Source organism: Streptomyces sp. NPDC048436, from assembly GCF_043200355.1.
Classification (GTDB): Bacteria; Actinomycetota; Actinomycetes; order Streptomycetales; family Streptomycetaceae; genus Streptomyces.
In genome coordinates, this window is sequence record NZ_JBICXP010000010.1 from 236,296 (window position 1) to 258,961 (window position 22,666).

Below are 22,666 nucleotides of genomic sequence, written 5' to 3' on the forward strand. Positions count from 1 at the left end.
ACATACATGCGCGTCACCACCACCCCTCCGGGCACCCCCATCACCCCCGCCTCTCCCACCACTCCCACCACTCCCACCACACCGAAGCGCCGACGCGCCCTCGGCTGGCAGCTGCGCTTCGGCATCCTCGCGCTGATCTGGGGCTTCAGCTTCCTCCTGATCAAGGTCGGCACGGAGGGCTACGCACCCTTCCAAGTCGCCCTGGGACGCCTGGTGTTCGGCGCTGCGGTCGTCGCCGCCGTGCTCGTCGTCAAGCGCGAGCGACTGCCGCGCGGGGCGCTGACATGGGTGCATCTCGCGGTCGCCGGGCTGTTTCTCAACGCCCTGCCGTTCTCGCTCTTCGCGTACGCGGAGCTGACGATTCCGTCCACCCTCGCGGGGATCTGCAACGCGGCCTCACCTCTGTGGGGCATGGCGCTCTCCCTGGTAGCGCTCTCCGAGGACCGCCCGACGCGGCGCAGGGTCGCGGGGCTCGGGATCGGCTTCCTCGGGGTCCTTACGGTGCTCGGCGCCTGGCAGGGCTTCAGCGGCCTGGACTTCGGCGGTACGGCGATGGCGCTGCTCGCCTCGCTGAGCTATCCGATCGGCTGGATCTACGTACGCCGCACGCTGGCCCGGCACGGCCACTCGAACCTGTCGCTTTCCGCCGGTCAACTGCTGATCGCGACCGTCGAACTGGCCGTGGTGACACCGCTGTTCACGTCCCTCCCCACGCACTTCCCCATGGTGCCGCTCCTCGCGATCGTGGCCCTTGGAGCACTCGGCACCGGGCTCGCCTTTCTGATCCAGTACGGCCTTGTCTCCGAGGTCGGGCCGACCACCGCCCAGATGGTCACGTACTTCGTCCCGGTCATCGCCACGGCCGCGGGCGTCGCCGTACTGGGCGAGTCCCTGAGCTGGTCGACTCCGGTCGGCGCGGTGATCATCCTTGCGGGCGCGGCGCTCACTCAGTCAAGGCCGCGCGAGCGCTCACAGAAGTAGGCCGCTCACAGAAGCAGACCGCTCACGGAAGTGGGCCGCTCGTCCCTCACTCGTAACGCCGCGCGGGTGCGGGCCCGGTGGCCGAAGCGACCGCGTCCGCCACCGCCTCGATGTCCTCGCCCCCGAGCGTCGACACCGTGATCCGCACCCCGGGCCGCGCGCCCATCCGGAACCGCGCCCCCGGGGCGACGGCCCACCCCGCGTGCAGCAGCCTGGCGACCGCGCCGGTCTCGTCCGGCACCGGCACCCATACGTTCATTCCGCTGCGCCCGTGTGCCTCGACGCCCCGCTCGGCGAGCGCCGCGATCAGGGCGTCGCGCCGCTTCCCGTAGGACGCCGCGACCTCGGCCGCGTCCACCGCCTCGTCCCTCCACAGCCGCACCATGGCCCGCTGCGACAGATGGCTCACCCACCCGGGGCCGAGCCGCTGCCGCCCTTGTACGCGATCGACGGTGACGGCGTCTCCGGTGAGCAGCGCCAGGCGCAGGTCGGGGCCGTACGCCTTGGCCGTCGAGCGGACGAAGGCCCAGCTGCGGGTCACCCCGGCCAAGGGGTGCAACGGCAGGTCGACGATGCAGTGGCCGTGGTCGTCCTCGATGAGCAGCACCTCCTTGTGTGCGGCGAGCACTTTACGCAAGGCACGCGCGCGTGGAGCGCTGACCGCCGCGCCCGTCGGGTTCTGGGCGCGGTCGGTGACGATGAGCGCGCGGGCGCCACCGCTCAGCGCCGCTTCCACGTCGCCGGGCAGCGGCCCCTCGTCGTCGAGAGCCACGGGGACCGTACGCAGTCCGAGCACCGGCATCAGATCAAGGAGACTGCCCCAGCCGGGGTCCTCGACCGCCACCGCGTCGCCGGGCTTGAGGTGGGCGGCGAGCACGCGCTCGATGGCGTCGAGGGACCCGGAGGTGACGGCTACCGGACCATCGGGCACGCCGTCCTCGTCCAGGGCCACGCGCGCGTGGCGGGCCATGTCGGGGTGCACGGCCGCCTCCCCGTACATGACCGGATGCCGGTCGCCTTCCGCCGCCGCGGCCGCGAACGCCCCGGCGAGCGCGGGGAGCAGCGCCGGGTCCGGATTACCCTTGGAGACGTCCCGCACGCCCTCCGGAACATCCACGCGGATCAGCTCACGCGCCGTCGTCGCGGGCTTGGGCCGTACGCGGCTTCCGCGTCGCCCCGCCGTCTCGATGACGCCGCGTTCGCGCAGCGTGCGGTAGGCGGCGGCCACCGTATTGGGATTCACCCCGAGCCGCTCCGCCAACTCCCGCATCGGCGGCAGGTGTTGCCCTGGCTGCAGGCCCCCGTCACCCACCCCGCGCTCCACGCTGGCAGCGATCTCAGCTGCGCGCCGGCCTTCGATCCGATACTCTCCTAGCACAAAGCTGATTATGCACTAGTGCAATGGAGAAGGCAATGAGCGTCGCATCCGAGTCCGGCATCGAGAGCGCAACCGGCGAAAGCGCCACCGACACCGCCTCGTACGCGCCGACCGATCTCACCGTCCCCACCCGCGGCCGTGACCGCGCCGCGTACGACCGGGAGTTGGTGCACGCGATACTCGACGAGGCCTATGTCTGCCACCTCGGTTTCGTGCGCGACGGAGCTCCCGTCGTCCTGCCTACGCTGTACGGCCGAGTGGGCGAGCGCCTGTACGTACACGGTTCGACGGGTTCCCGGCCGCTGCGGATGGCGGGCGACGGCCGCCCGGAGAAGGACCCGGGGCTCGCGGTCTGCCTGACCGTCACCCACGTCGACGGCCTGGTCCTCGCCCGGTCGGCCTTCCACCACTCGATGAACTACCGCTCCGTGGTGATCCACGGCACCGCGCACCAGGTCACGGACCCCGAGGAGAAGCGCACCGCCCTCGACGCCCTCGTCGACCACGTCGTGCCGGGCCGCTCCGCCGACTCCCGCCCCGCGAACGCGAAGGAGCTCGCGGCGACCGCCGTGCTCAGCCTCGACCTCGCCGCGGTCTCCGCCAAGATGCGCACCGGCGGCCCGAACGACGACCCCGAGGACCTCGGCCTCCCCTACTGGGCCGGCGTCGCCCCGCTGCGCAAGGGCCACGACCCGCTCATCCCGTCGGCCGACCTCGCCCCCGGCATCGAAGTCCCCGACTACCTGATCGAACTCTGACGCGATGCGCCCCGAAGGGGCGCGGGGAACGGCGCGACCAGCCATGACGCACCGCAGGTGCTGGACGGCGGGCGCGGAAGCACATCCGGCGGAGCGTCCAGCGGCGGCGCAGTCGGTGCGGCCGCTGCTGTCCCGCTCCTGGACGCCCCGCTCCCCTCACACCAGCGCCATGTCCCGCCGCGCCGCCACCGCGCCCCGCGTCTCCGCGACCGCGAGGCCTGTCACCGCGGCCAGCATGAGCAGCGTGCCGGCCACGGTCGACACGGTCAGTTCCTCGCCGAGCAGCACGACCGCGATGACCGCGGCGCTCAGCGGTTCGAGCAGCGTGATCACGGAGACGGTCGCGGAACGGATGACGGCGGCGCCCGCGAAGTACAGGGCGTAGGCGACCGCCGTCGGGATCACGACGATGTACAGCAGATAGAGGCTCATCCGCGCCGGATCGGCGGCGTGCGGAACAAGGCCCTCCACCGCCGCGAGCGGCAGCAGGCAGAGCGACACCACGGCGAACGACCAGACCGTCGTGTCCGAGGAGTCGGCGCCGCGGTCCCGTCCCCACCACCGCGTGAGGAGCGTCATCGCGGCGTACGCCGCCGCCGAGAGCAGCCCCCAGCCGACGCCGAGCGGACGCACGCTCGCGCCGCCACCGCCCAGGACGAGCACGACGAGCCCGGCCAGCGCCCCGGCCACGGCGACGACCCCGCCGAGCCCGAGCCGCTCCCGCATGGTGAACCGTGCTCCGAGCGCGATGAGCACGGGCCCGGATCCCATCGTGACCACCGTGCCGACCGCGAGGCCGGTCGACTCCACGGACGCGAAGTAGGCGGTCTGGAACACCGCGAGGGTCACGCCGGTCGCCACGATCCGCGGCAGCCTGCGCCGCGGCGGCACGCTCACGGTGGCGTACGGAGACGAGGCCCGGCGGCGCGAGCGCATCAGGCGGACGGCGTACAGCAGTACGAAACCGCCCGCGCAACGCCAGAAGGACAGACCGACCGGGCCCATGTCACTGGCCTTGAAGACCAGCGCGGCGGCGGCACCCGCGGTGCCCCAGGCCGTTCCGGCGACGATCAGATAGAAGAGGCCTCGTCCGACGGACAGGCCGGAGTCAGCAGTCGACACATGCGACACGTGAGTTCTCCGCAGAAAGAAAGAAGGTCCCTGGCTCCGTCTGCGGGCAGCGTCGTTCCACCCGGCCACCGGCCGGGTGTGATCCAAGGGGTGCCCGCGCCTAAGCGGCGGGAGGCGGCAGAACGAGCGCGCGTGAATGCATGATCAGCACCCTAAGCGGCGCTGCCGGTCTTGGACAACTGCTCTTGTGGCACCCCGCCCGCGGCGGGCCCGCCCCCGGGTTTGACCGGTGTGGACGACTGCGCGATGAACGCACCCGCGAGCACCACCACGCCCCCGATGATCTGCGGCGCGGAGAGGTGTTCGCCCAGCAGGACCCAGGCGAGCACGGTCGCTATGACGGCTTCCAGACAAGCCACGACGCCCGCCACCTGCGGCGAGAGCCGACGCACCGAGAGGACTCCGGTGACGTACGCGACGACCGTCGCGATGAGCACGATCCAGCCGATGAGCGCCCACGCGGGGACGGCCGAGCCGTCCATGTCCGCGCTTCCCGCGAGCACCGCCCAGTCCATGGTCCAGGGGCGCGCCACGGCGGTCAGTACGACAGTGCCGATGAGCAGGCCGAACGCGATGACGCCGAGCGGATCGGGGGCGTCGTCCCCGGCGTCGCTGCCCTGGTCGGACAGGACGAAGTAACCGACCTGGCAGCACGCGGCGCCCAGCGCGAGCAGCAGGCCCACGGCGTCGAAGCTCAGCCCGGCCCACACCTCGACGACGCAGGCGAGCCCGCCGACCGCGAGCACCACGCCCACGGCGGCGGCGCGCGTCACGGGCCGCCGCTGCACGAAACGTACCCAGCCGAGGACGAGCGCCGGGGCGAGGTACTCGACCAGGAGTGCGACGCCGACGGGGATGCGGGAGATCGCCGCGAAGTAGCAGGCCTGGACACCGGCCACGGCGAGCAGGCCGAAGCCGAGCAGGAGCGCGGGCCTGCGCGGCAGCAGTCGGCGGTGGCGCCAGGCGACGGGCAGCATCACCAGAGCGGCGCCCGCCACCCGCAGCCATACGACATGCAGCGGGTCGAGGCCCGCTTCGATCAGCGGCTTGGCCGCGACGCCTGATCCGCCGAAGGCGACCGCCGAGCCCAGGGCGAGCCCCAGTCCGACGCCTCTGCCCCGGCTTGTCTGATTCCCCTGAGACGCTTGCACCGGCACATCATGACAGGACGTGTCATGAGCGTCACCCCCGATAGACCCTGTCTCAATCGGCGGACGTACCGGCGTACGGGTCGGCGCGGGGATCGGCATACGGATCGGCGCGGGGATCGGCGTACGGATCACTGCGGGAATCCGCGGAGGTCCTCCCGGTCAGCGGATCCTCCCCGATCCGCCGGAGTATCGCCTGCGCGTCGACCCCCGCCCGGCCCAGGACCTCGACCGCGCGGCAGTCCGGGTCGGCGACGAGTGCCGCCAGGAGGTCGATACCGAGGGCGCGCGGTTCGCCGCGCAGGTCGGCCCGCTCGAAGGCCGCCTCCATGGCGGCGATCGCGGACGGCGACCAGCCCGCCTCTTTCACCGAGTGGCCGGAGGGAGCGGAGTGGTCAGAGGGCGTGGAGTGGTCAGAGGGCGTGGAGGGGCCGGAGTCCACCACCGGCACGGCCCCGGAGTCCTCCACGGTCCCCTGCCACCGCAGGCCGTACCCGATGCTGCGCTGGACGAGATAGCCGAGGAGCCGCACCACCTGCGCCCCGCCGTCGATGGCCGCCCGTACGTCGGGGTCGGTCTCCAGGAGGGAGTGCAGCAGATGCGCGGTGTCGATCTGCCGGTCTCCGTCACGCAGAGCGCGCCGGCGCGCGCCTGCCACCACCGACGCCAGCTCGGCGCTGAGTCGGGAGTCGATTTCTGTCCGGATCGGGCCGGGATCGGCGCCCCGCGGGGTACGGCTTTGCACATCTCCCACCCCATCAGCCCCCAAAGGGGACGTCATCGGCGGCGGGAAGCATCTTCGCGTCCGACATAGGTTGGGTACGCATGAGTATGTTCTCCTCCTTACGGATGAGATCGGACCGTTCTCCCCCGAGGGGCGCGCGCCGCCTTGATTCGCGCCCGGCAGGCAACCACGGCGCACCGGTCACTCGTCTTTCAGGTATGGAGTGCGAGTGCTGGATGGTCGCGCTGTCGGCCATCGACGGCAGGGAGTACGTGTACCGCGTGTACGCACCTGACGACGCGCTGCCCGCCGACCTGTTCTGGGAGGCCTGGCACTGCCACGACGAAGGCCCGTTCCCCAGGGCGTGCGACCTCTTCGACACGGCAGTGATAAGCAAGGTCGGCTGACGCCCCGCGCCACGCGCCGAGAGGGACCTACGCGGGCCGCGTCCCGATGACGACCGTCGCGTACATCTCGTCGTCGCTCACCGCCCGCGCCACGAGCCCGCCGTCGGTGACCGCTTCCAGCGCGTACGGCACCTGCCGCTCACTCGTCTCGAACAGCAGCCGGCCGCCGGGGGCCAGCCAGCGGGCCGCGTCCGCGGTGACGCGACGCAGGACGTCGAGGCCGTCGGCGCCGCCGTCGAGCGCGACTCGCGCCTCGTGGATACGGGCTTCCGGCGGCAGCAGGCCGACCTCTTCGGTGGGTACGTAGGGGACGTTGGCCAGCAGTATGCCGACGCGGCCCCGGAGCGCGACGGGCAGCGGCTCGTAGAGGTCACCCTCGTACACCCGCCCCTCCACTCCGGCGATGTTGCGCCGCGCGCACCGCACCGCGGCGGGGTCGATGTCGGCGGCGTGCAGTTCGACCCGCTCGACGACGGCGCCGAGTGCGGCACCCAGCGCGCCGGAGCCGCAGCACAGATCGACGACGACCGTTCCGGGGGCGGCGAGGGCGGCGGCCTGCTGTACGAGGAACTCGGTGCGCCGCCGCGGCACGAAGACCCCGGCGTCCACGGCGATCCGCAGACCACGGAACTCCGCCCAGCCCAGGACGTGTTCGAGCGGATGGCCGATGACGCGGCGCTCCACCATGACGGCAAGTTCGGCGGGGTCACGCGCGGCGGAGAGGAGCAACTCGGCCTCGTCCTCGGCGAAGACGCAGCCGGCGGCGCGCAGCCTGGTGACGACGGCGGAAGAACTGAGGGGATCTATGGGCGATGACGCGGAAGATTCCGCGGAGGGCGAAGGTGTGACCGACATGAGAAGAAGAGGAACCTTTCGGGATGCCGATGGGGCTCCCTCGGTCACCTATGCCGGGTATGCCGGGTGAACCGTGCGGTCGCGAGAGGGGAGCACCCGACCTGCTGCTGCGGTAATGGGTCTCACCTCCCGGGTCGCTCTCCCCGCGTCCGTCGCGGGGGAGGGCAACAGTACCTGACCTGGCACCGGAAGGCGCAGGGAGGTGCGCGCCGCGGAGTCCACGACAGCGCACACCATCTGACGCATCTGACGGTTCATCAGTATTGAATGTTCAGGGCCCTGCGGCTACGTTCCGCGACACCGCAGCTGCGCCCCGCCGCAGCGCTCAACGAAAAGGGGTCGTCGCATGGCCGAAGTCAGCGCGGAAGCACGGATCGAGGCGCCCGCCGAGAAGGTCTGGGCCCAACTCACCGACTTCTCCTCGTACGGCGAGTGGAACTCCACGCACACCAGCTTCCCGAACGGCGGCCCCAGCACGCTGGAGGTGGGCGGCACGTTCGCGGAGAACATGAAGCTGATGGGCTTCCCGGCCGAGGTCAACTGGACGATCGAGGACCTGGAGGCCGAGCGCACCCTGGCGATCAAGGGCAAGGGCCCGATGGGCGTCACGGTCGGCACCCGCTACACGCTGACCCCCGACGGGGACGCGACGAACGTCCGCATAGACGGGGAGTTCACGGGCGCGGCGGTGTCCCTGATGGCGGGCAAGCTGAAGGACTCGGCGACGGCGGCGCTGACGGAGTCACTGCGCAAACTGGCGGGCTTGGTGGCGTAAGCACCCTTCACGCACCTCCACACCGCTCCACACCGCTCCATGCCGCCCCATGCCGCTCCACGCACCTCCACGCAAAGAGGCGCCCCGCACTGCGACGTGCGGGGCGCCTCAGGAGGGCGGGGGCCGGCGGCCCCCACCACCTCAGCCCTCATCGGCGAGGATCAGGTACAGCTTCTTGCGGGCGTCGTTGATGACCGTAAGAGCCTTCTCACGCTGCTCCTTGCTGCCGGTCTTCCAGACCTGGCCGAACGCCTCCATCAGACCGAAGCCGGCCTGCCGGATCTCGTTCAGCGTCTCCCAGTCGACCCCGCGCCCTGCCTCTTCCCAAGGCGCTTCGGGACCCTCGTCGGCCGCGGTGCGGCCGTCCTCGGTGAGCGAGAAGAGCTTCTTGCCGCCCTCGCTCGCGCTGCTGATCAGGCCCTCGTCCTCCAGAAGCTGGAGGGTCGGGTAGACCGAACCGGGGCTGGGCTTCCACGCCCCGCCGCTGCGCCCGGCGATCTCCTGGATCATCTCGTAGCCGTGCATCGGCCGGTCCTTCAGCAGGGCCAGGATCGACGCGCGTACGTCACCGCGCCTCGCCCTGCCTCGCGGACCGCCCCGGCCCCCGCGCCCGCCCCAAGGACCACCGGGGCCTCCGGGACCACCGAAGCCGGGCCCAAAGGGACCGAACGCCGCGCGCCGCCCCTCGAAGCCGCCTCGGCCTTCGCGACCGGGGCCGCGCCGACCGTGTCCGTGCTCATGCTCGTGCTCATAGTCGTGGGAACGCATAACAATCACTCCTCGTTGGGTTGATCTCTGTCGATCTGTGGCGATCTATCGGACAGTCTTTGATCTGTCGCGATACCTCAACGATATATCGGAACTGTTCGGCTGGCAATCCCCCGAATCCAAAACGCTGGAGGGACCGCGGTTGTGCGGATGCCACGGGCGGCTGAGCAGACGAGAAGACCGGTCCACCCGCCCCCGATTGGCCTTGGCCCGCGCCCCCAGTGGCCCGCTAGCGTCATCGACATGCCGACTTCGCACCGCATCCGTATCGTCGACGCCTTCACCGACCGCCCCTTCACCGGCAATCCCGCGGGCGTCCTCCTCCTCGACGCCTTCCCCGACGACACCTGGCTTCAGAACGTCGCCGCGGAGGTCAACCACGCCGAGACCGCCTTCGCCCACCGCCTCCCCGCGGGCGGCGAAGCCGACTGGGCGCTGCGCTGGTTCACACCCGCCACCGAGGTCGACCTCTGCGGCCACGCCACGCTCGCCACGGCCCACGTCCTGCAAGTCACCGGCGCCGTCGAAGGCCCCGTACGGTTCGCCACCCGCAGCGGTGTCCTCACGACGACCGCGCAGGCCGACGGCGCCATCACCATGGACTTCCCCACCGCTCCGCTCACCCCGGCCGCGGTCCCCGACGGCGTGGCCGAAGCGCTCGGCGCCGAGCCGCTCGCGGTGTTCGACGCGGGGGCGAGCCTCGGCGATCTGCTGGTCGAGCTCGCGGACGAGAAGACGGTGCGCGCCCTCACCCCGGACCACAAAGCCCTCGTCCGGCACTCCGAGCGCGGCATCATCGCCACCGCACGCGCGGAAGACCCCTCCCGCGGCTACGACTTCGTCTCACGCGGCTTCTTCCCCCGCGTCGGCATCGACGAGGACCCGGTGACCGGCAGCGCCCACACCGCCCTGGCGCCCTTCTGGTCCGAGCGCCTGGGCCGCGCGGAACTCACCGGCCTTCAGGCCTCCGCCCGCAGCGGCTTCGTCCGCACGGAACTGCGCGGCGACCGCACCCTGCTGACCGGCCGCGCGGTCACCGTCATCGAGGGCGAGCTGTTCGCCTGACACCACTGTGGGGACGTACGAAAAGCCGTACGTCCCCACAGAAGCAGAACCCGAAGTCCCGCCAGAACCCTCACCCCCGCCCGCCGCCTAAGGCGTAGGCAGCCACCCCACCCTGCCCGCCAGCACCGCGTACCCCACGAACGCCCCGACATCCAGCAGCGCATGGGCCACCACCAGCGGCCCGACCCGCCCCCACCGGCGGTACAGGAGCACGAAGACGACCCCCATCGCCATGTTCCCGATGAACCCGCCGATGCCCTGATAGAGGTGGTACGAGCCGCGCAGCACCGAACTCCCGATCAGCGCGGCCATCGGAGTCCACCCCAACTGCCCCAGCCTGCGCAGCAGATAGCCGACGACGATCACTTCCTCGAGCACCGAGTTCTGCACCGCGGACAGCACAAGCACCGGGTACTTCCACCACACGTCCGGCAGATCCTCCGGCACCACCGTCAGGTTGAACCCCAGCCCGCGCGCCGCCAGATAGAAGGCGATCCCCGTGCTGCCGATCACCGCGGCGATCGCCGCCCCCCGGCCCAGGTCCGGCCACGGCCGGCTCCGGTCGAAGCCGATCGTGCGCAGCCCCGCACCCTCTCTGACCAGGAAGTGCGCGACCAGCGCCACCGGAATCAACGCGGTCGAGATCCCGAACAGTTGCCACGCGAGATCAAGCCATGGCCGCCCGGGCGCGGCCGACGCGTTCAGGGTCGCCGCCTGATCCTTGAGACCGCCCGGCTTGGTGACCGATCCCACAAAGCTGATCAGCGCGGACACACCGCTCGCACCCAGCGAAAGCGCCAGGACGAGCAGCGTCTCGTCCCGGAGGATTCGTCGCGCAGGCCCCTCCGCACGATAAGAACCGGCCAACGACCCGGGCTCCGCTTGCACTCCGCCTCCAGTTGAGTAATCCCGCCTCATCCCCATCCTCGTCCCGCTAGGGTCTCGAAAGAAGTTACGAAGATCGTGCGCGACAGGCCGAGGGGGACGGACGCCGACTGCGGTCATGCCGCCCCCTCTTTCCTTGCTACATCACTCAAGGAGGGGCACCACCGCCATGGGACGTCACAGCTTGCCCGATGAGTACGGGAAGGCCGCACCCGACCCGGGTCCGCGACGGCGCGGCCGGACCGTGGCCATCGCGACGGCCCTCGTCCTCACGGTCGCCGCGGGCACCGCGCTCGCCGCCCGCAGCGATCTGCTCTCCTTCGGCGGATCGTGCCACGACACGGTGAAGCTCGACGTCGTCGCCGCCCCCGACATCACCCCGGCGCTGCGCGCGGCGGCCGACGACGCACGTGAGAAGGACGTCACGTCCGACGGTTCGTGCATCGACGTACGGGTCACCGCCCGCGATTCGTACAAGGTCGCCGACGAACTGCGCGCGGGCAAGGGCGATCCGGGCTACGACGTGTGGGTGCCGGACTCCGAGCTGTGGGTGCAGCGTGTCGGCCTGGGCGGAAAGCAGACCAAGGTGTCGGCGGCGGGCAACATCGCCTCGTCGCCGGTTGGCATGGCCATGATTCCGCATGCCGCGGAATCCCTTGGCTGGCCCAAGAAGACGTACGCCTGGCCGGAGTTGACCGCCGCGGCCACGAAGGGCGACAAGCTGCGGCTCGGCTCCGCGGACCCCGCGCGCAGCGCGACCGGCCTGCTCGCCCTCGCCAAGCTGAGCGCGTCGGCCAAGAAGACGGGCGGCAAGGACGGGGACACGCAGGCCGCCGGGATGGCCAAGGCGCTGTCCACGCGCACGTCCGACAGCGACGGCCAGCTCCTAGACACCCTGGCCCGCGACTCCTCCGGCACCGAGCAGGGCAACCCACGGCGCAACCAGGCACTTGTCCTCTCCGAGCAGGCGGCGTTCGAACACAACGCGTCGGCGGGAGAGGAGAACAGCCTGAACATGTTCTATCCGAAGGACGGCTCGCCGCGTCTCGACTACCCGTACACGCTGGTCGAGGAGGACAGGCTCTCCACCGACCAGAGCCGGGCCGCCCTGCGCTTCATGACCCTGTTCAGCGACGACGCGGGGCACGCGATCCTGGAGAAGCACGGCTTCAGGACCGGCGTGGACGACTCCCCGTCGGAGAAGCTCGTCACGGCGGCGGGCGGCCGCACCCCCCAGCCGTACGCCGGCGAGGCGAGCGAACCGCCCTCCGACAAGGACCTCCAGGAGACGCTCGGCATGTGGACGATTACCGTCCAGAGCGCCCGGATCAGCACGGTCGTCGACGTCTCGGACTCCATGAGCGAGCCCGTGCCGGGCCGCGAGCAGTCCCGTATGGAAGTCACCAAGTCCTCGCTCCTGCAAGCGCTGGCGGGCTTCACCGACGAGGACGAGATCGGCCTCTGGGAGTTCGCCACCCTCCTGGACGGCAAGCGCGACTACCGCAAGCTCGTCCCCACGGAGCGGCTCGGCGACCGCGAGGGCGGCGGCACCCAACGGGACAAGGTGTCAAAGGCCTTCAGTGATCTCACGCCCATCCCGGGCGGCGCCACCGGTCTGTACGACACCACGCTCGCCGCGTACAAGGAAGCCGCGTCCACCTACGCGAGCGGCAAGTTCAACGCGCTCGTCGTACTCACCGACGGCGCCAACCAGGACCCCGGATCCATCTCTCGCAGCAACCTCATCTCGCAGCTGGAAGACCTCTCCGACCCCAAGCACCCGGTGCCGCTCATCGCCATCGCGGTCGGCCCGAACGCGGACAAGGAGGAGGTCATGCAGATCGCGGAGGCGACCGGCGGCTCGGGGCACCAGGTCGACGACCCGGCACAGATCCACGCGGTCATCCTCAAGGCCATCATGGAGGCGGGCAGCCACGGCTGAGCCCGCCCCCGCCCCTCGTTTGTCAGTTCAGCTCAGCACGGCGGGCTCGGGCAGCCCCACCGGCCAGGTGTGCACCGGCTCCCCCGCGTGCATCAGCTCGGCGTAGCGCCGGGTGGTGGCGGCGAGCGCGGCCTCGCGTTCGAGTCCGGTCTCCAGGGCCTGGTGGTAGGTGGCCGCCTGCCAGGACGCCCCGTTCACCCGTCGCCGGCACCGCTCCTCGATCACGCCGAGGTAGAAATCCCGGTCGGCGGGCTCGACACCCCACGCGTCGAGCCCGGCCGCGGCCAGCGGCAACAGCTCGTCGCGTACGAGAGCGACCGCGGGCACCTCGACGAGCCCGCCGTACCGGCCGCGCCTCGGCCACCGCAGCCGGGCTTCGATGCCGTCGCGGCACGCGGTGTCGAAGTTGTCCGCCGCGGCCTCGAAGGGCAGCCGGGTCCAGATGGGCCGCGGTTCCTCGGCGAGGGCGCGTACGACTCCGTAGTAGAAGGCGGCGTTGGCGATGACGTCGGTGATGGTGGGCCCGGCGGGCAGCACGCGGTTCTCCACGCGCAGATGCGGAACCCCGTCGGCGATTCCGTACACGGGGCGGTTCCAGCGGTACACGGTGCCGTTGTGCAGGACGAGTTCGGCGAGCTGCGGCACGCGTCCGTCGTCGAGCACCTCCAGCGGATCCTCCTCGTCGACGAGGGGGAGCAGCGCGGGGAAGTAGCGCAGGTTCTCCTCGAAGAGCTCGTACGCGTCGGTGATCCAGCGCTCCCCGAACCAGGTCCGCGGCCGCACACCCTGCGCCTGGAGTTCAGGCGGGCGCGTGTCGGTGGACTGCAGAAAGAGCGGGGGCCGCGACTCCCGCCACAGCTCGCGCCCGAACAGGAAGGGTGCGTTGGCGCCGACGGCGATCTGTGCGGCGGCGACGGCCTGCGCCGCGTTCCACACGTCGGCGAACCGGCCCGGCGTGACCTGGAGGTGCAACTGCACGGATGTGCACGCAGCTTCGGGCGCGATGGACGAGGACGTGCAGGTCAGCCGCTCCACGCCCTGGATGTCCAGGACGAACTCCTCGCCGCGCGCGGCCACGATCTGATCGTTCAGCAGCACATAACGGTCGACGTCGGAGAGGTTCTGGGAGACCAGGTCGTGGTGCGCGAGAGTCGGCAGAATTCCGATCATCACGATGCCCGCGTTCACCTCGTTCGCTTTGCGGTGGGCATAGGCGAGGCCGGTCCGCAACTCCTCGGCGAGACGGTCGAGAACGCGTCCGCCCAATCGATGCGGAGCGATATTGACTTCGAGATTGAACATTCCGAGTTCCGTCTGGAAGTCACGACTCGCGATGCGTTCGAGAACTTGCGCATTCATCATTCTCGGCATGCCGTCGGGCCCCGCGAGATTCAGCTCGATCTCCACACCCATCAGGTTCTTGGGCCGGTCGAACCGCTCCTCGTCCAGGAGTCTCCGCAGCCCCGCCAGACACTCCCTGAGCTTGCTCCGGTACCGGCGCCGCTCGGCGAGGTCAAACGTTCCCGCTACGACCTTCTCCCCCATCGAAGCGTCCCCTCCTCGGATGGGCAGCCAATGATCCGGCCGCTGTGTCTCGGGGGATGATGCCCTGCCTTGTGATCGATAACGCCCCGCACATGCCTCCGGCCCAGTACACTCGACGCGTTGTTCACGCGGCACATTCGCCAGGCATGAGGCGCGTCACGGAATCCCGGGGCCGACCCCTGGTGAAAAACACCGATGGGAATCGGCCGTCCGCTCCCGGGCTGGGAACCGAGGTCAAACGCACGGGCTTCCACCAGAATAGGGGTAAAGCCCACAAAATGGCGACCGGATAACGCCTTGCCGGAAATATCTGATGCGGCTAGACGAAACCCCGCCTGAACACGTGTCGTATAAACTCCGCGAACGAGGAAGAGAGTTGGCGCTCGCGGTCCCCTGCCCCCGCCCCTCTGACCCCGGAGCAGACAGCGCCGTCCGCACCTGATCCTCGTCCCACCGTGCCTGTCGAGTGAGAGAGGCGACCCATCATGCCGCTGCAAGTTCCCCCGGCTCCAGCGCCCGCCCTGCGCAGCGTCCTCGCGGCACTCGGTTCACCCACCGCCGTACGCGAGGCGCGCACCCCGTCCCTGCGCGCCGCGCAGGGACCCGCGAGCCCCGAACTCCCGTTGCCCGTCCACGTCCTGGACCGGATCACCCCGTCGGGCACCTCGCCCACCCGGCTCGCGGGGTGGCGCTTCCTGATCCGCTGCGGGGAACGGGCCGTCGCCGCGGCGGACACGATGCTGACACCTGACGGATGGGCCTTCTCGCACTTCTTCGAGGGCCCGTACATCGCGGCGACCGAACGCGCCCTGCGCCACGCGGAGGCGATGCCGATGCCCTACCAGCCACGTCTGCTGTCCGTGCCCGAGCTCTACATGCTGACGCTGTGGCTGCACGGCGACTGCTCGGCGGACGGCGCGAGCGGGCCGCTCGCGCCGTCCGACATCCTCGTGCCCCTGGCGCCCGCGCCCCCCGGCATCGCGGCACACCGCCCGCACCGCGCCTCGGAACTGCTCGAGGTCCTCACCCACCGCATGACCCCGGCGCCCCTGCTCGGCTCACCCGCCTGACCTCGCCGTACGTCCCGTGCCCCGCCGCCGTCAAGGCCGCGGGGCACGGTGCGTCATGTGCCCATACGGACTAGCCCGGTATGACCACCCCGAACCACCCGAAGAGACAGTGCAGTTGAGCTGAACCGTCCGGGCGGGTGATACGTCATTAAGCAGTAAGGAGCGCTGCCGCTAAATACCTGCGGATTGGCGTCCGTAGGGCAACACTGGGACCGGACCGACTGAACGGGGGGCGGCCATGAACACCGCATCGAGCCGCAGGACAGACGTCACAGCCATCACACCGCAGCGAAAGAACCCTTCCATGTGCCAGCACCAACCACCGTGCCCGACAGCCGACTCCGCCGACCGGGAAGCCGCGCTCCTCATGGCGAGCCACCCGGAACAGGGCTGGAGCCTGCTGTGCAACGGAGTCCTGCTCTTCGAGGACACCGGTGAGCTGCTGCCGGACGGCCAGATCATCGCGCCGCACCGACCGCTGGGCACGGACACGATCATGACCGCCGCCTGAGACGACGGCACCGCAGCACGGACCACGAAGGGGCCGACCCGGAGAAGCATCTCCGGACCGGCCCCGACGCATGTGCCGGACCAGGTATCAGTCCTCGTACGCATCCAGCGGCGGGCAGGAGCAGACCAGGTTCCGGTCGCCGTACGCCTGGTCGATGCGGCGCACCGGCGGCCAGTACTTGTCCGCGGCGACGACACCGGCCGGGAAGACGGCCTCCTCGCGGCTGTACGCGTGCTCCCACTCCCCGCCGAGCGCGGAGGCGGTGTGCGGCGCGTTCCGCAGCGGGTTGTCCTCGGCGGGCCACTGACCGCCGCCGACCTTCTCGATCTCCGCGCGTATGGCGATCATCGCCTCGCAGAACCGGTCGATCTCGACCAGGTCCTCGCTCTCCGTCGGCTCGATCATCAGCGTCCCGGCGACCGGGAACGACATGGTCGGCGCGTGGAAGCCGTAGTCGATGAGCCGCTTGGCGATGTCGTCGACGCTGACGCCGGTCGCCTTGCTGAGCGGCCGCAGGTCGATGATGCACTCGTGGGCGACGAGCCCGCCGGGGCCGGTGTAGAGCACCGGGTAGTGCGGCTCGAGCCGCTTGGCGATGTAGTTCGCGGAGAGCACGGCGACCTGCGTGGCCCGCTTGAGGCCCTCGCCGCCCATGAGGCGTACGTACGCCCAGGAGATCGGCAGGATTCCGGCCGAGCCCCACGGCGCGGCGGAGATCGGCCCGACGCCCGTCTCGGGGCCCGCGGCGGGCTGCAGCGGGTGGTTGGGCAGATACGGCGCGAGGTGCTCGCGCACACCGACCGGACCGACACCGGGGCCACCGCCGCCGTGCGGGATGCAGAACGTCTTGTGCAGGTTCAGGTGCGAGACGTCGCCACCGAACTTCCCCGGCTGGGCCAGGCCCACCAGGGCGTTGAGGTTCGCCCCGTCGACGTACACCTGACCGCCGGCGTCGTGCACGGCGGCGCAGATGTCGGCGACGTGCTCCTCGAACACACCATGCGTGGACGGGTAGGTGATCATGAGCACGGACAGCTCGTCGCGGTGCTTCTCGATCTTGGCGTGCAGGTCATCGATGTCGATCTCGCCGTCGTCGCTCGTCTTCACGACGACGACCTTCATGCCGGCCATCACGGCGCTCGCGGCGTTGGTGCCGTGCGCGGAGGACGGGATGAGGCAGACGGTGCGCTGGTCGTCGCCGTTGGCCCGGTGATAGCCGCGTACGGCGAGAAGTCCGGCCAGCTCACCCTGCGAACCCGCGTTGGGCTGCAGGGAGACCTTGTCGTACCCGGTGACCTCGGCGAGCCGCTCCTCCAGCTCACGGATGAGCGTCAGATAGCCCTGCGCCTGCTGGGCGGGCGCGAAGGGGTGCAGCTGTCCGAACTCGGGCCAGGTGACCGGCTCCATCTCGGTGGTCGCGTTGAGCTTCATGGTGCAGGAGCCCAGCGGGATCATGCCGCGGTCGAGCGCGTAGTCGCGGTCGGCGAGCTTGCGCAGGTAGCGCAGCATCGCGGTCTCGGAGCGGTACTGGTGGAAGACGGGGTGCGTCAGGTACTCGTCGCCGCGCAGCAGGCCCTCCGGGAGGCTGTCCGCGGTCTCCGCGTCGAGACTCTCGATGTCGGCCGCGACCCCGAACGCGCTCCAGAGCGCGGTCAGTTGCTTGCGCGTGGTGGTCTCGTCGCAGGCGAGGGAGACCTGGTCCGCGTCGATCTGGTGGATGTTGACGCCACCCTCGCGGGCGGCGGAGACGAGCTCCTCGGCCCGGCCGGGCACCCGCACGGTCAGAGTGTCGAAGTACGCGCCGTGTACGACCTCGACCCCGCCGGCGGTGAGCCCCGCGGCCAGCAGCGTCGCGTAGCGGTGGGTACGCCGCGCGATGGACTTGAGGCCCTCGGGCCCGTGGTAGACCGCGTACATCCCGGCCATGACGGCGAGCAGCACCTGGGCCGTACAGATGTTGCTGGTCGCCTTCTCGCGGCGGATGTGCTGCTCACGGGTCTGCAGCGCGAGCCGGTAGGCCTTGTTCCCCTCGGCGTCGACGGAGACGCCGACAAGCCGTCCGGGCAGGCTGCGCGCGAACTTCTCACGTACCGCCATGTATCCGGCGTGCGGACCGCCGAAGCCCATCGGCACACCGAAGCGCTGCGTCGTTCCGACGGCGATGTCGGCGCCGAGCTCACCGGGCGAGGTGAGCAGCGTCAGCGCGAGCAGGTCGGCGGCGACGGAGACGACGGCACCGATCTCGTGCGCCTGCTCGATGAGCGGCTTGATGTCGCGTACGGCACCGGAGGCACCGGGGTACTGGATCAGTACGCCGACGACACCGCGCTCGGCGATGTCCGCCGGGATGCCCTCGCTCAGATCGGCGACGACGACCTCGACACCGGTCGGCTCGGCACGGGTCTGGATGACGGCGATGGTCTGCGGCAGGGCGTCGGCGTCGACGAGGAAGACGCCGTTCTTGACCTTGCCCATGCGCCGCGAGAGCGCCATGGCCTCGGCGGCGGCGGTCCCCTCGTCGAGCAGCGAGGCACCGGAGGTGGGCAGTCCGGTCAGCTCGGCGACGACGGTCTGGAAGTTGAGCAGCGCCTCGAGACGACCCTGGGAGATCTCGGGCTGGTACGGGGTGTAGGCGGTGTACCAAGCGGGGTTCTCCATGACGTTCCGCAGGATCACCGGCGGAGTGAAGGTCCCGTAGTAACCGAGCCCGATCATGGAATCGAGAACCTGGTTACGGTCCGCGAGGGAGCGCAGCTCGGCCAGCACCTCGGCTTCGGTACGCGCTCCGGGCAGGTTCAGCGCCTCGGCGTTCTTGATCACATCCGGTACTGCGGCGGCGGTCAGCTCGTCGAGCGAGCCGTAACCGACCTGCGCGAGCATCTTGGCCCGTGCTTCCCCATCGGGACCGATGTGCCGCTGCTCGAAGGGGATGCCCTGTTCAAGCTGGGAGAGCGGGATGCGATTGGTGGCGGTCATTGCGGAGGCCTCCTGGTCTGACGCGACCTGCGAGGGGCACCACGGCGCGGGTACCCGGACGGCCTCCCCCTCTGTCATCTCAACCTGAGAGCTTCACCGGGGCCAGGCCCCGCGAGAGGCGCCGTCCCGGCTTTCACCGTCGGTGAGGGAAGGTTTCGGCCGTGCCGGCCCGTCGCCCGCCCTGCTTTCCAGAGTGACCTCGTCCGTGCGGTACAGGGGCCTGAGAGATTCCGGGGAGGAGTTGCTCCTTCGGCGCCTCCGGTATCACCACCGGAGAGCTCTCCCGCACGGGGTCAGCAGCCATGCGCCAGCCTACCAGCGAGGACAAGGCCGATCCCTCGAGTGGCCGCCTGCCCCGAAGTGCTCTTTCGTAGTGATTACGAACGAACAAGGATGAGTTACGCACCGAGTTACGCACCACTTCGACAAGCCTCGACCAGTTGGAGGGACCGTGCAGACCGACATCGATCCGCGCAACCTGATCGGCCGCAAGGCTTTCGACCGGAACGGGGCCAGGATCGGCACGATCGACGAGGTCTATCTCGACGACGCGACCGGCGCTCCTGAGTGGGCGGCCATACGCACGGGCCTGTTCAGCCGGGACGCGTTCGTCCCCCTGGAACCCAGCGAACTCACCAGCGAAGGCACCCTGCGCATCCCCTTCGAGCGCTCCCTGATCAAGGACGCCCCCGACTTCGGCGTGGGCCGCCACCTCTCCCCCGAACAGGAACTGCAGCTCTACCACCACTACGGCCTGGACACCACACCTCCCCCGGCCACGCCCCCGCCGGACAAGGACTTCGGCCACATAGCGGGCCAGGAAGACCCCTGATCCCGCACCGGCCGCCCCAGCCGCCCCACTGACCCCGCAGAGGCCGGAACCCGACGGCCACAGTCCTCACTGCGCCTCCAAGGCCTCCGGGGCCTCCAGGCCCTCCTCAGAGGGCGCCACCAAGGGCAACGGCTCCGCGGGCTCGAGCGCCGGGTCATCCGTCCGGAAGGTCCGCACCCGCCCCGGCGCCGACACCGGCGTCTCGAAGCGCACCGTCACGCGCCCCAGGCCACTGCCCTGCACCCACCCGTGCCCGTACTCGGCATGCCGCACATCGTGCCCGGCGGCCCACCGCCGCTCCGCGGGCACGACCGGCACGGCAGGCACAACCGGCGTGACCGGCACCTCCACGGCCCCGCCCACGCTCTCCCCCGGCGCCTCCCCGCCCCGCTCCTCCCCCTGGTCTTCCGCCTCCCGCGCCTCCTGAGCCTCCACGGCCTCGGCCTCAGCCTGCGCCTGGGCGAAGAGATCCTCCTGCGTGTAGTCGGCGAGCCCCGTGACACCCACCCCGAGGAGCCGCACGCCTCCCGTGGTGTCCACGGACTCCAGGAGCCGCGCGGCGGCCTCCCGCACCACTCCGGGGTCGTCCGTGGGCCCACGCAGCGTCTCGGACCGTGTCAGCGTCGAGAAGTCAAACCGCCGCACCTTCAGGACAATGGTCCGCCCCGAGTGCCCCGCCGCCCGCAACCGCTCCACACACCGGTCGGCAAGCCGCGCCACCTCGCCCCTGACCCGCACCCGGTCATGGATGTCCACGTCGTATGTGTCCTCGACGCTGACCGACTTGGTGTCCCGCTCGGCCACCACGGGCCGCTCGTCCCGCGCCAGCGCCATCGCGTAAAGCGCACTCCCGTGCGACTTCCCCAGGAGCCGTACGAGCTCGTCCTCGCCCGCCCCCGCGATCTCCCCCACGGTCAGAATCCCGCCCCGCCGCAGATGGTCCCCGGTGGCCGGCCCGACACCGGGCAGCGTCCGCACCGACATCGGCGCGAGCAGGTCCCGCTCGGTCCCCGGCTCTATCAGCCGCAGCCCATCGGGCTTGGCCTCCTCCGAAGCGATCTTCGCCAGCATCTTGGACGCGGCGAGCCCGACCGACCCCGTAAGCCCCGTCACCGCCTTGATGTCCGCGCGGAGCCGCTCCCCCACCGCCAGCGCCGACGCCCTGTCGTCGGCCACGCCGCCCGCCTCCAGGTCGACGAAGGCCTCATCCAGGCTGAGCGGTTCCACCAGCGGCGACAACCGCCGAAGCAGCGTCATCACCTGCTCGCTGACCTCTCGGTAGAGCCCGAAACGCGGCACCAGATACGCGGCATTGGGTGCCAGGCGCCGCGCCTGCCCCATGGGCATCGCCGAGTGCACACCGAACTTCCGCGCTTCGTACGAAGCCGTCGCCACCACACCCCGCGGCCCGAGACCGCCCACCACCACGGCTTTTCCGCGCAGACTCGGCTTCGCGGCCTGCTCTGCAGACGCGTAGAAGGCATCCATGTCGAGATGCAGAATCGTCGGCGCGGTTCTCACACCTCTGATGCTGCCCTACGCCACTGACAACGCCCCCTCGCGCCCGCCCCAGCACCCCGCGACGAGCGGCCGGCTCGCCTCACACGGCCCGGTTGCGCCGCCGCGCGAGCTCATCGGCGGGGTTCTGCCGCACCAGCGTCTCGCCGGTGTCGATCCGCTCCCCGTGCAGCTGCGAGAGCGCACCTTCCACATCCCGCCACACGACACCCACGGCGATCCCGAAGATCCCCTGACCGCCCTGGAGCAGATCGTGGACCTCGTCCGGCGACGTGCACTCGTAGACGGTCGCACCGTCGCTCATGAGCGTCATCCGCTCCAGATCCTGGAACCCGCGGCCACGCAGATGCTGGACCGTGGTCCGGATGTTCTGCAGGGACACACCGGTGTCGAGGAAACGCTTCACGATCTTCAGGACGACGACGTCCCGGAAGCTGTAGAGCCGCTGGGTGCCCGACCCGCCCGCGGACCGCACACTGGGCTCGACCAGTCCCGTACGGGCCCAGTAGTCGAGCTGTCGATAGGTGATGCCGGCGGCCGCACACGCGGTGGGGCCCCGGTAACCGATCTGTTCCTGTTCGGACTGTCCGGACGTGGCGTCCCCGCTCCCCTGAACGCTCCCCTGCACCGCCACCGGCCTCTTCGGAGAGTGACCGGCCGCGCTGCTCTGAAGCGGATATGGACCGCCCACCGCCGTACCGTCGCCGCTGCTTCTCACGCCGACCTCCGTCCTTGACCTGCCTGCACGACGGTAGGCAGTCACCAGGGGCTCGTCAACGATCGCCACACTCGGCACGCCGAGTGATAATCACCCTGAGAGTGGTTTGCCGTACCGCGTCGCCGGGAACAGCTAGCCGAATGGCCCGCCGGGACTCTCCGTGAGCGACGCGTTACTGGCTGTTGGTACCGAAGTCCTCGGGCGAGATCTGGTCGAGGAACTCGCGGAACTTCTCCACCTCGTCCTCCTGCTCGTCCGGGATGGCGATGCCCGCGTCGTCCAGGACACCGTCACTGCCGTAGATCGGCGTCCCGGTGCGCAGCGCCAGCGCTATGGCATCGGAAGGCCGCGCGCTCACCTCGACTCCACTGGCGAAGACCAGCTCCGCGTAGAAGACCCCTTCCCGGAGGTCCGTGATGCGCACCTCGGTGAGCTCCTGACCCACCGCCTCCAGCACGTCCTTGAACAGGTCGTGGGTCAGCGGCCGTGCGGGCGCCATCCCCTGCTGTGCGAAGGCGATCGCGGTCGCCTCCCCTGGTCCGATCCAGATGGGGAGGTACCGATCACCTCCCACTTCACGCAGGAGCACGATCGGTTGGTTGGAGGGCATTTCCACCCGGACACCTACGACGTCGAGCTCGTTCACACAGCAACCCTAGGACGTGCCCGGCAGGTTTGG

21 protein-coding genes and 1 riboswitch are annotated in these 22,666 nt (G+C 70.4%); of the genes, 9 read left to right on the forward strand and 12 right to left on the reverse strand.

The window, feature by feature from the left end; all coding sequences use genetic code 11:
• Nucleotides 1-6: 6 nt before the first annotated feature.
• Nucleotides 7-981 (forward strand): DMT family transporter, encoded by a 975-nt coding sequence (locus ACGFX9_RS30250; RefSeq protein ID WP_393479506.1) that lies wholly within the window; start codon nt 7-9, stop codon nt 979-981.
• A gap of 46 nt (nt 982-1,027) precedes the next feature.
• On the opposite strand, the gene ACGFX9_RS30255 is transcribed toward ACGFX9_RS30250, so the two are convergent.
• Nucleotides 1,028-2,359, reverse strand: coding sequence for an aminotransferase class I/II-fold pyridoxal phosphate-dependent enzyme (locus ACGFX9_RS30255; protein WP_393479509.1), 1,332 nt, complete (start codon nt 2,357-2,359; stop codon nt 1,028-1,030).
• Between the two features lie 35 nt (nt 2,360-2,394).
• Between ACGFX9_RS30255 and ACGFX9_RS30260 the strand changes: the two genes are divergently transcribed.
• Nucleotides 2,395-3,117, forward strand: coding sequence for a pyridoxamine 5'-phosphate oxidase family protein (locus ACGFX9_RS30260; RefSeq protein ID WP_393479513.1), 723 nt, complete (start codon nt 2,395-2,397; stop codon nt 3,115-3,117).
• Between the two features lie 156 nt (nt 3,118-3,273).
• On the opposite strand, the gene ACGFX9_RS30265 is transcribed toward ACGFX9_RS30260, so the two are convergent.
• From ACGFX9_RS30265 to ACGFX9_RS30275, 3 genes are all read right to left on the reverse strand, one after another.
• Nucleotides 3,274-4,239, reverse strand: a complete 966-nt coding sequence (locus ACGFX9_RS30265; RefSeq protein WP_393479516.1) for a DMT family transporter — start codon at nt 4,237-4,239, stop codon at nt 3,274-3,276.
• Between the two features lie 161 nt (nt 4,240-4,400).
• Entirely contained in the window at nt 4,401-5,405 is a 1,005-nt protein-coding gene (locus tag ACGFX9_RS30270) for a DMT family transporter (protein ID WP_393479519.1), read from the reverse strand.
• Nucleotides 5,406-5,451: 46 nt separating this feature from the next.
• Nucleotides 5,452-6,141: a Clp protease N-terminal domain-containing protein gene (locus tag ACGFX9_RS30275; protein ID WP_393479522.1), complete on the reverse strand. Its 690-nt coding sequence runs from the start codon at nt 6,139-6,141 to the stop codon at nt 5,452-5,454.
• Between the two features lie 197 nt (nt 6,142-6,338).
• Between ACGFX9_RS30275 and ACGFX9_RS30280 the strand changes: the two genes are divergently transcribed.
• A complete protein-coding gene (locus ACGFX9_RS30280) occupies nt 6,339-6,527 on the forward strand; it encodes a hypothetical protein (protein WP_393479525.1) in 189 nt (62 codons plus the stop codon).
• 27 nt (nt 6,528-6,554) lie between these two features.
• Here the strand turns inward: ACGFX9_RS30280 and ACGFX9_RS30285 are convergent, their stop codons facing one another.
• Nucleotides 6,555-7,382, reverse strand: coding sequence for a putative protein N(5)-glutamine methyltransferase (locus tag ACGFX9_RS30285; protein ID WP_393479528.1), 828 nt, complete (start codon nt 7,380-7,382; stop codon nt 6,555-6,557).
• Nucleotides 7,383-7,728: 346 nt separating this feature from the next.
• On the opposite strand from ACGFX9_RS30285, the gene ACGFX9_RS30290 reads away from it, so the two are divergent.
• Nucleotides 7,729-8,157, forward strand: coding sequence for an SRPBCC family protein (locus ACGFX9_RS30290; protein WP_393479531.1), 429 nt, complete (start codon nt 7,729-7,731; stop codon nt 8,155-8,157).
• 141 nt (nt 8,158-8,298) lie between these two features.
• Here ACGFX9_RS30290 and ACGFX9_RS30295 read toward each other — a convergent pair whose 3' ends face one another.
• Entirely contained in the window at nt 8,299-8,925 is a 627-nt protein-coding gene (locus tag ACGFX9_RS30295; RefSeq protein ID WP_393479535.1) for a PadR family transcriptional regulator, read from the reverse strand.
• A gap of 243 nt (nt 8,926-9,168) precedes the next feature.
• Here ACGFX9_RS30295 and ACGFX9_RS30300 point away from each other — a divergent pair, with 243 nt between their 5' ends.
• Nucleotides 9,169-9,990, forward strand: a complete 822-nt coding sequence (locus tag ACGFX9_RS30300) for a PhzF family phenazine biosynthesis protein (protein WP_393479539.1) — start codon at nt 9,169-9,171, stop codon at nt 9,988-9,990.
• A gap of 87 nt (nt 9,991-10,077) precedes the next feature.
• Here ACGFX9_RS30300 and ACGFX9_RS30305 read toward each other — a convergent pair whose 3' ends face one another.
• A complete protein-coding gene (locus ACGFX9_RS30305; protein WP_393479544.1) occupies nt 10,078-10,878 on the reverse strand; it encodes a CPBP family intramembrane glutamic endopeptidase in 801 nt (266 codons plus the stop codon).
• Nucleotides 10,879-11,044: 166 nt separating this feature from the next.
• Between ACGFX9_RS30305 and ACGFX9_RS30310 the strand changes: the two genes are divergently transcribed.
• Entirely contained in the window at nt 11,045-12,817 is a 1,773-nt protein-coding gene (locus ACGFX9_RS30310) for a substrate-binding domain-containing protein (RefSeq protein ID WP_393479549.1), read from the forward strand.
• A 27-nt stretch (nt 12,818-12,844) separates the two neighbouring features.
• On the opposite strand, the gene ACGFX9_RS30315 is transcribed toward ACGFX9_RS30310, so the two are convergent.
• Complete coding sequence (locus ACGFX9_RS30315; RefSeq protein ID WP_393479553.1) at nt 12,845-14,362, reverse strand: glutamate--cysteine ligase; 1,518 nt, start codon at nt 14,360-14,362, stop codon at nt 12,845-12,847.
• Between the two features lie 485 nt (nt 14,363-14,847).
• Here ACGFX9_RS30315 and ACGFX9_RS30320 point away from each other — a divergent pair, with 485 nt between their 5' ends.
• Both ACGFX9_RS30320 and ACGFX9_RS30325 read left to right on the forward strand, forming a co-directional pair.
• Nucleotides 14,848-15,432, forward strand: a complete 585-nt coding sequence (locus ACGFX9_RS30320; protein WP_393479558.1) for a hypothetical protein — start codon at nt 14,848-14,850, stop codon at nt 15,430-15,432.
• A gap of 304 nt (nt 15,433-15,736) precedes the next feature.
• Nucleotides 15,737-15,943, forward strand: a complete 207-nt coding sequence (locus ACGFX9_RS30325) for a DUF5999 family protein (protein WP_190084166.1) — start codon at nt 15,737-15,739, stop codon at nt 15,941-15,943.
• An 87-nt stretch (nt 15,944-16,030) separates the two neighbouring features.
• Here the strand turns inward: ACGFX9_RS30325 and gcvP are convergent, their stop codons facing one another.
• On the reverse strand, nt 16,031-18,919 hold the full coding sequence (gene gcvP / locus ACGFX9_RS30330; RefSeq protein ID WP_393479562.1) for an aminomethyl-transferring glycine dehydrogenase: 2,889 nt from the start codon (nt 18,917-18,919) through the stop codon (nt 16,031-16,033).
• A 198-nt stretch (nt 18,920-19,117) separates the two neighbouring features.
• Nucleotides 19,118-19,215: riboswitch (glycine riboswitch) on the reverse strand.
• A 155-nt stretch (nt 19,216-19,370) separates the two neighbouring features.
• Between gcvP and ACGFX9_RS30335 the strand changes: the two genes are divergently transcribed.
• Nucleotides 19,371-19,751, forward strand: a complete 381-nt coding sequence (locus tag ACGFX9_RS30335) for a PRC-barrel domain-containing protein (RefSeq protein WP_393479566.1) — start codon at nt 19,371-19,373, stop codon at nt 19,749-19,751.
• Nucleotides 19,752-19,817: 66 nt separating this feature from the next.
• Here the strand turns inward: ACGFX9_RS30335 and ACGFX9_RS30340 are convergent, their stop codons facing one another.
• The 3 genes from ACGFX9_RS30340 to ACGFX9_RS30350 all read right to left on the reverse strand — a co-directional run bounded on the left by ACGFX9_RS30340 (nt 19,818) and on the right by ACGFX9_RS30350 (nt 22,633).
• Entirely contained in the window at nt 19,818-21,272 is a 1,455-nt protein-coding gene (locus tag ACGFX9_RS30340; RefSeq protein ID WP_393479571.1) for a DNA polymerase IV, read from the reverse strand.
• A gap of 79 nt (nt 21,273-21,351) precedes the next feature.
• Complete coding sequence (locus ACGFX9_RS30345; RefSeq protein ID WP_393479574.1) at nt 21,352-21,987, reverse strand: MerR family transcriptional regulator; 636 nt, start codon at nt 21,985-21,987, stop codon at nt 21,352-21,354.
• A gap of 172 nt (nt 21,988-22,159) precedes the next feature.
• The gene (locus ACGFX9_RS30350; protein WP_006123076.1) at nt 22,160-22,633 is read right to left on the reverse strand and encodes a bifunctional nuclease family protein; all 474 of its coding nucleotides are present in this window, start codon (nt 22,631-22,633) and stop codon (nt 22,160-22,162) included.
• Nucleotides 22,634-22,666 lie beyond the last annotated feature (33 nt).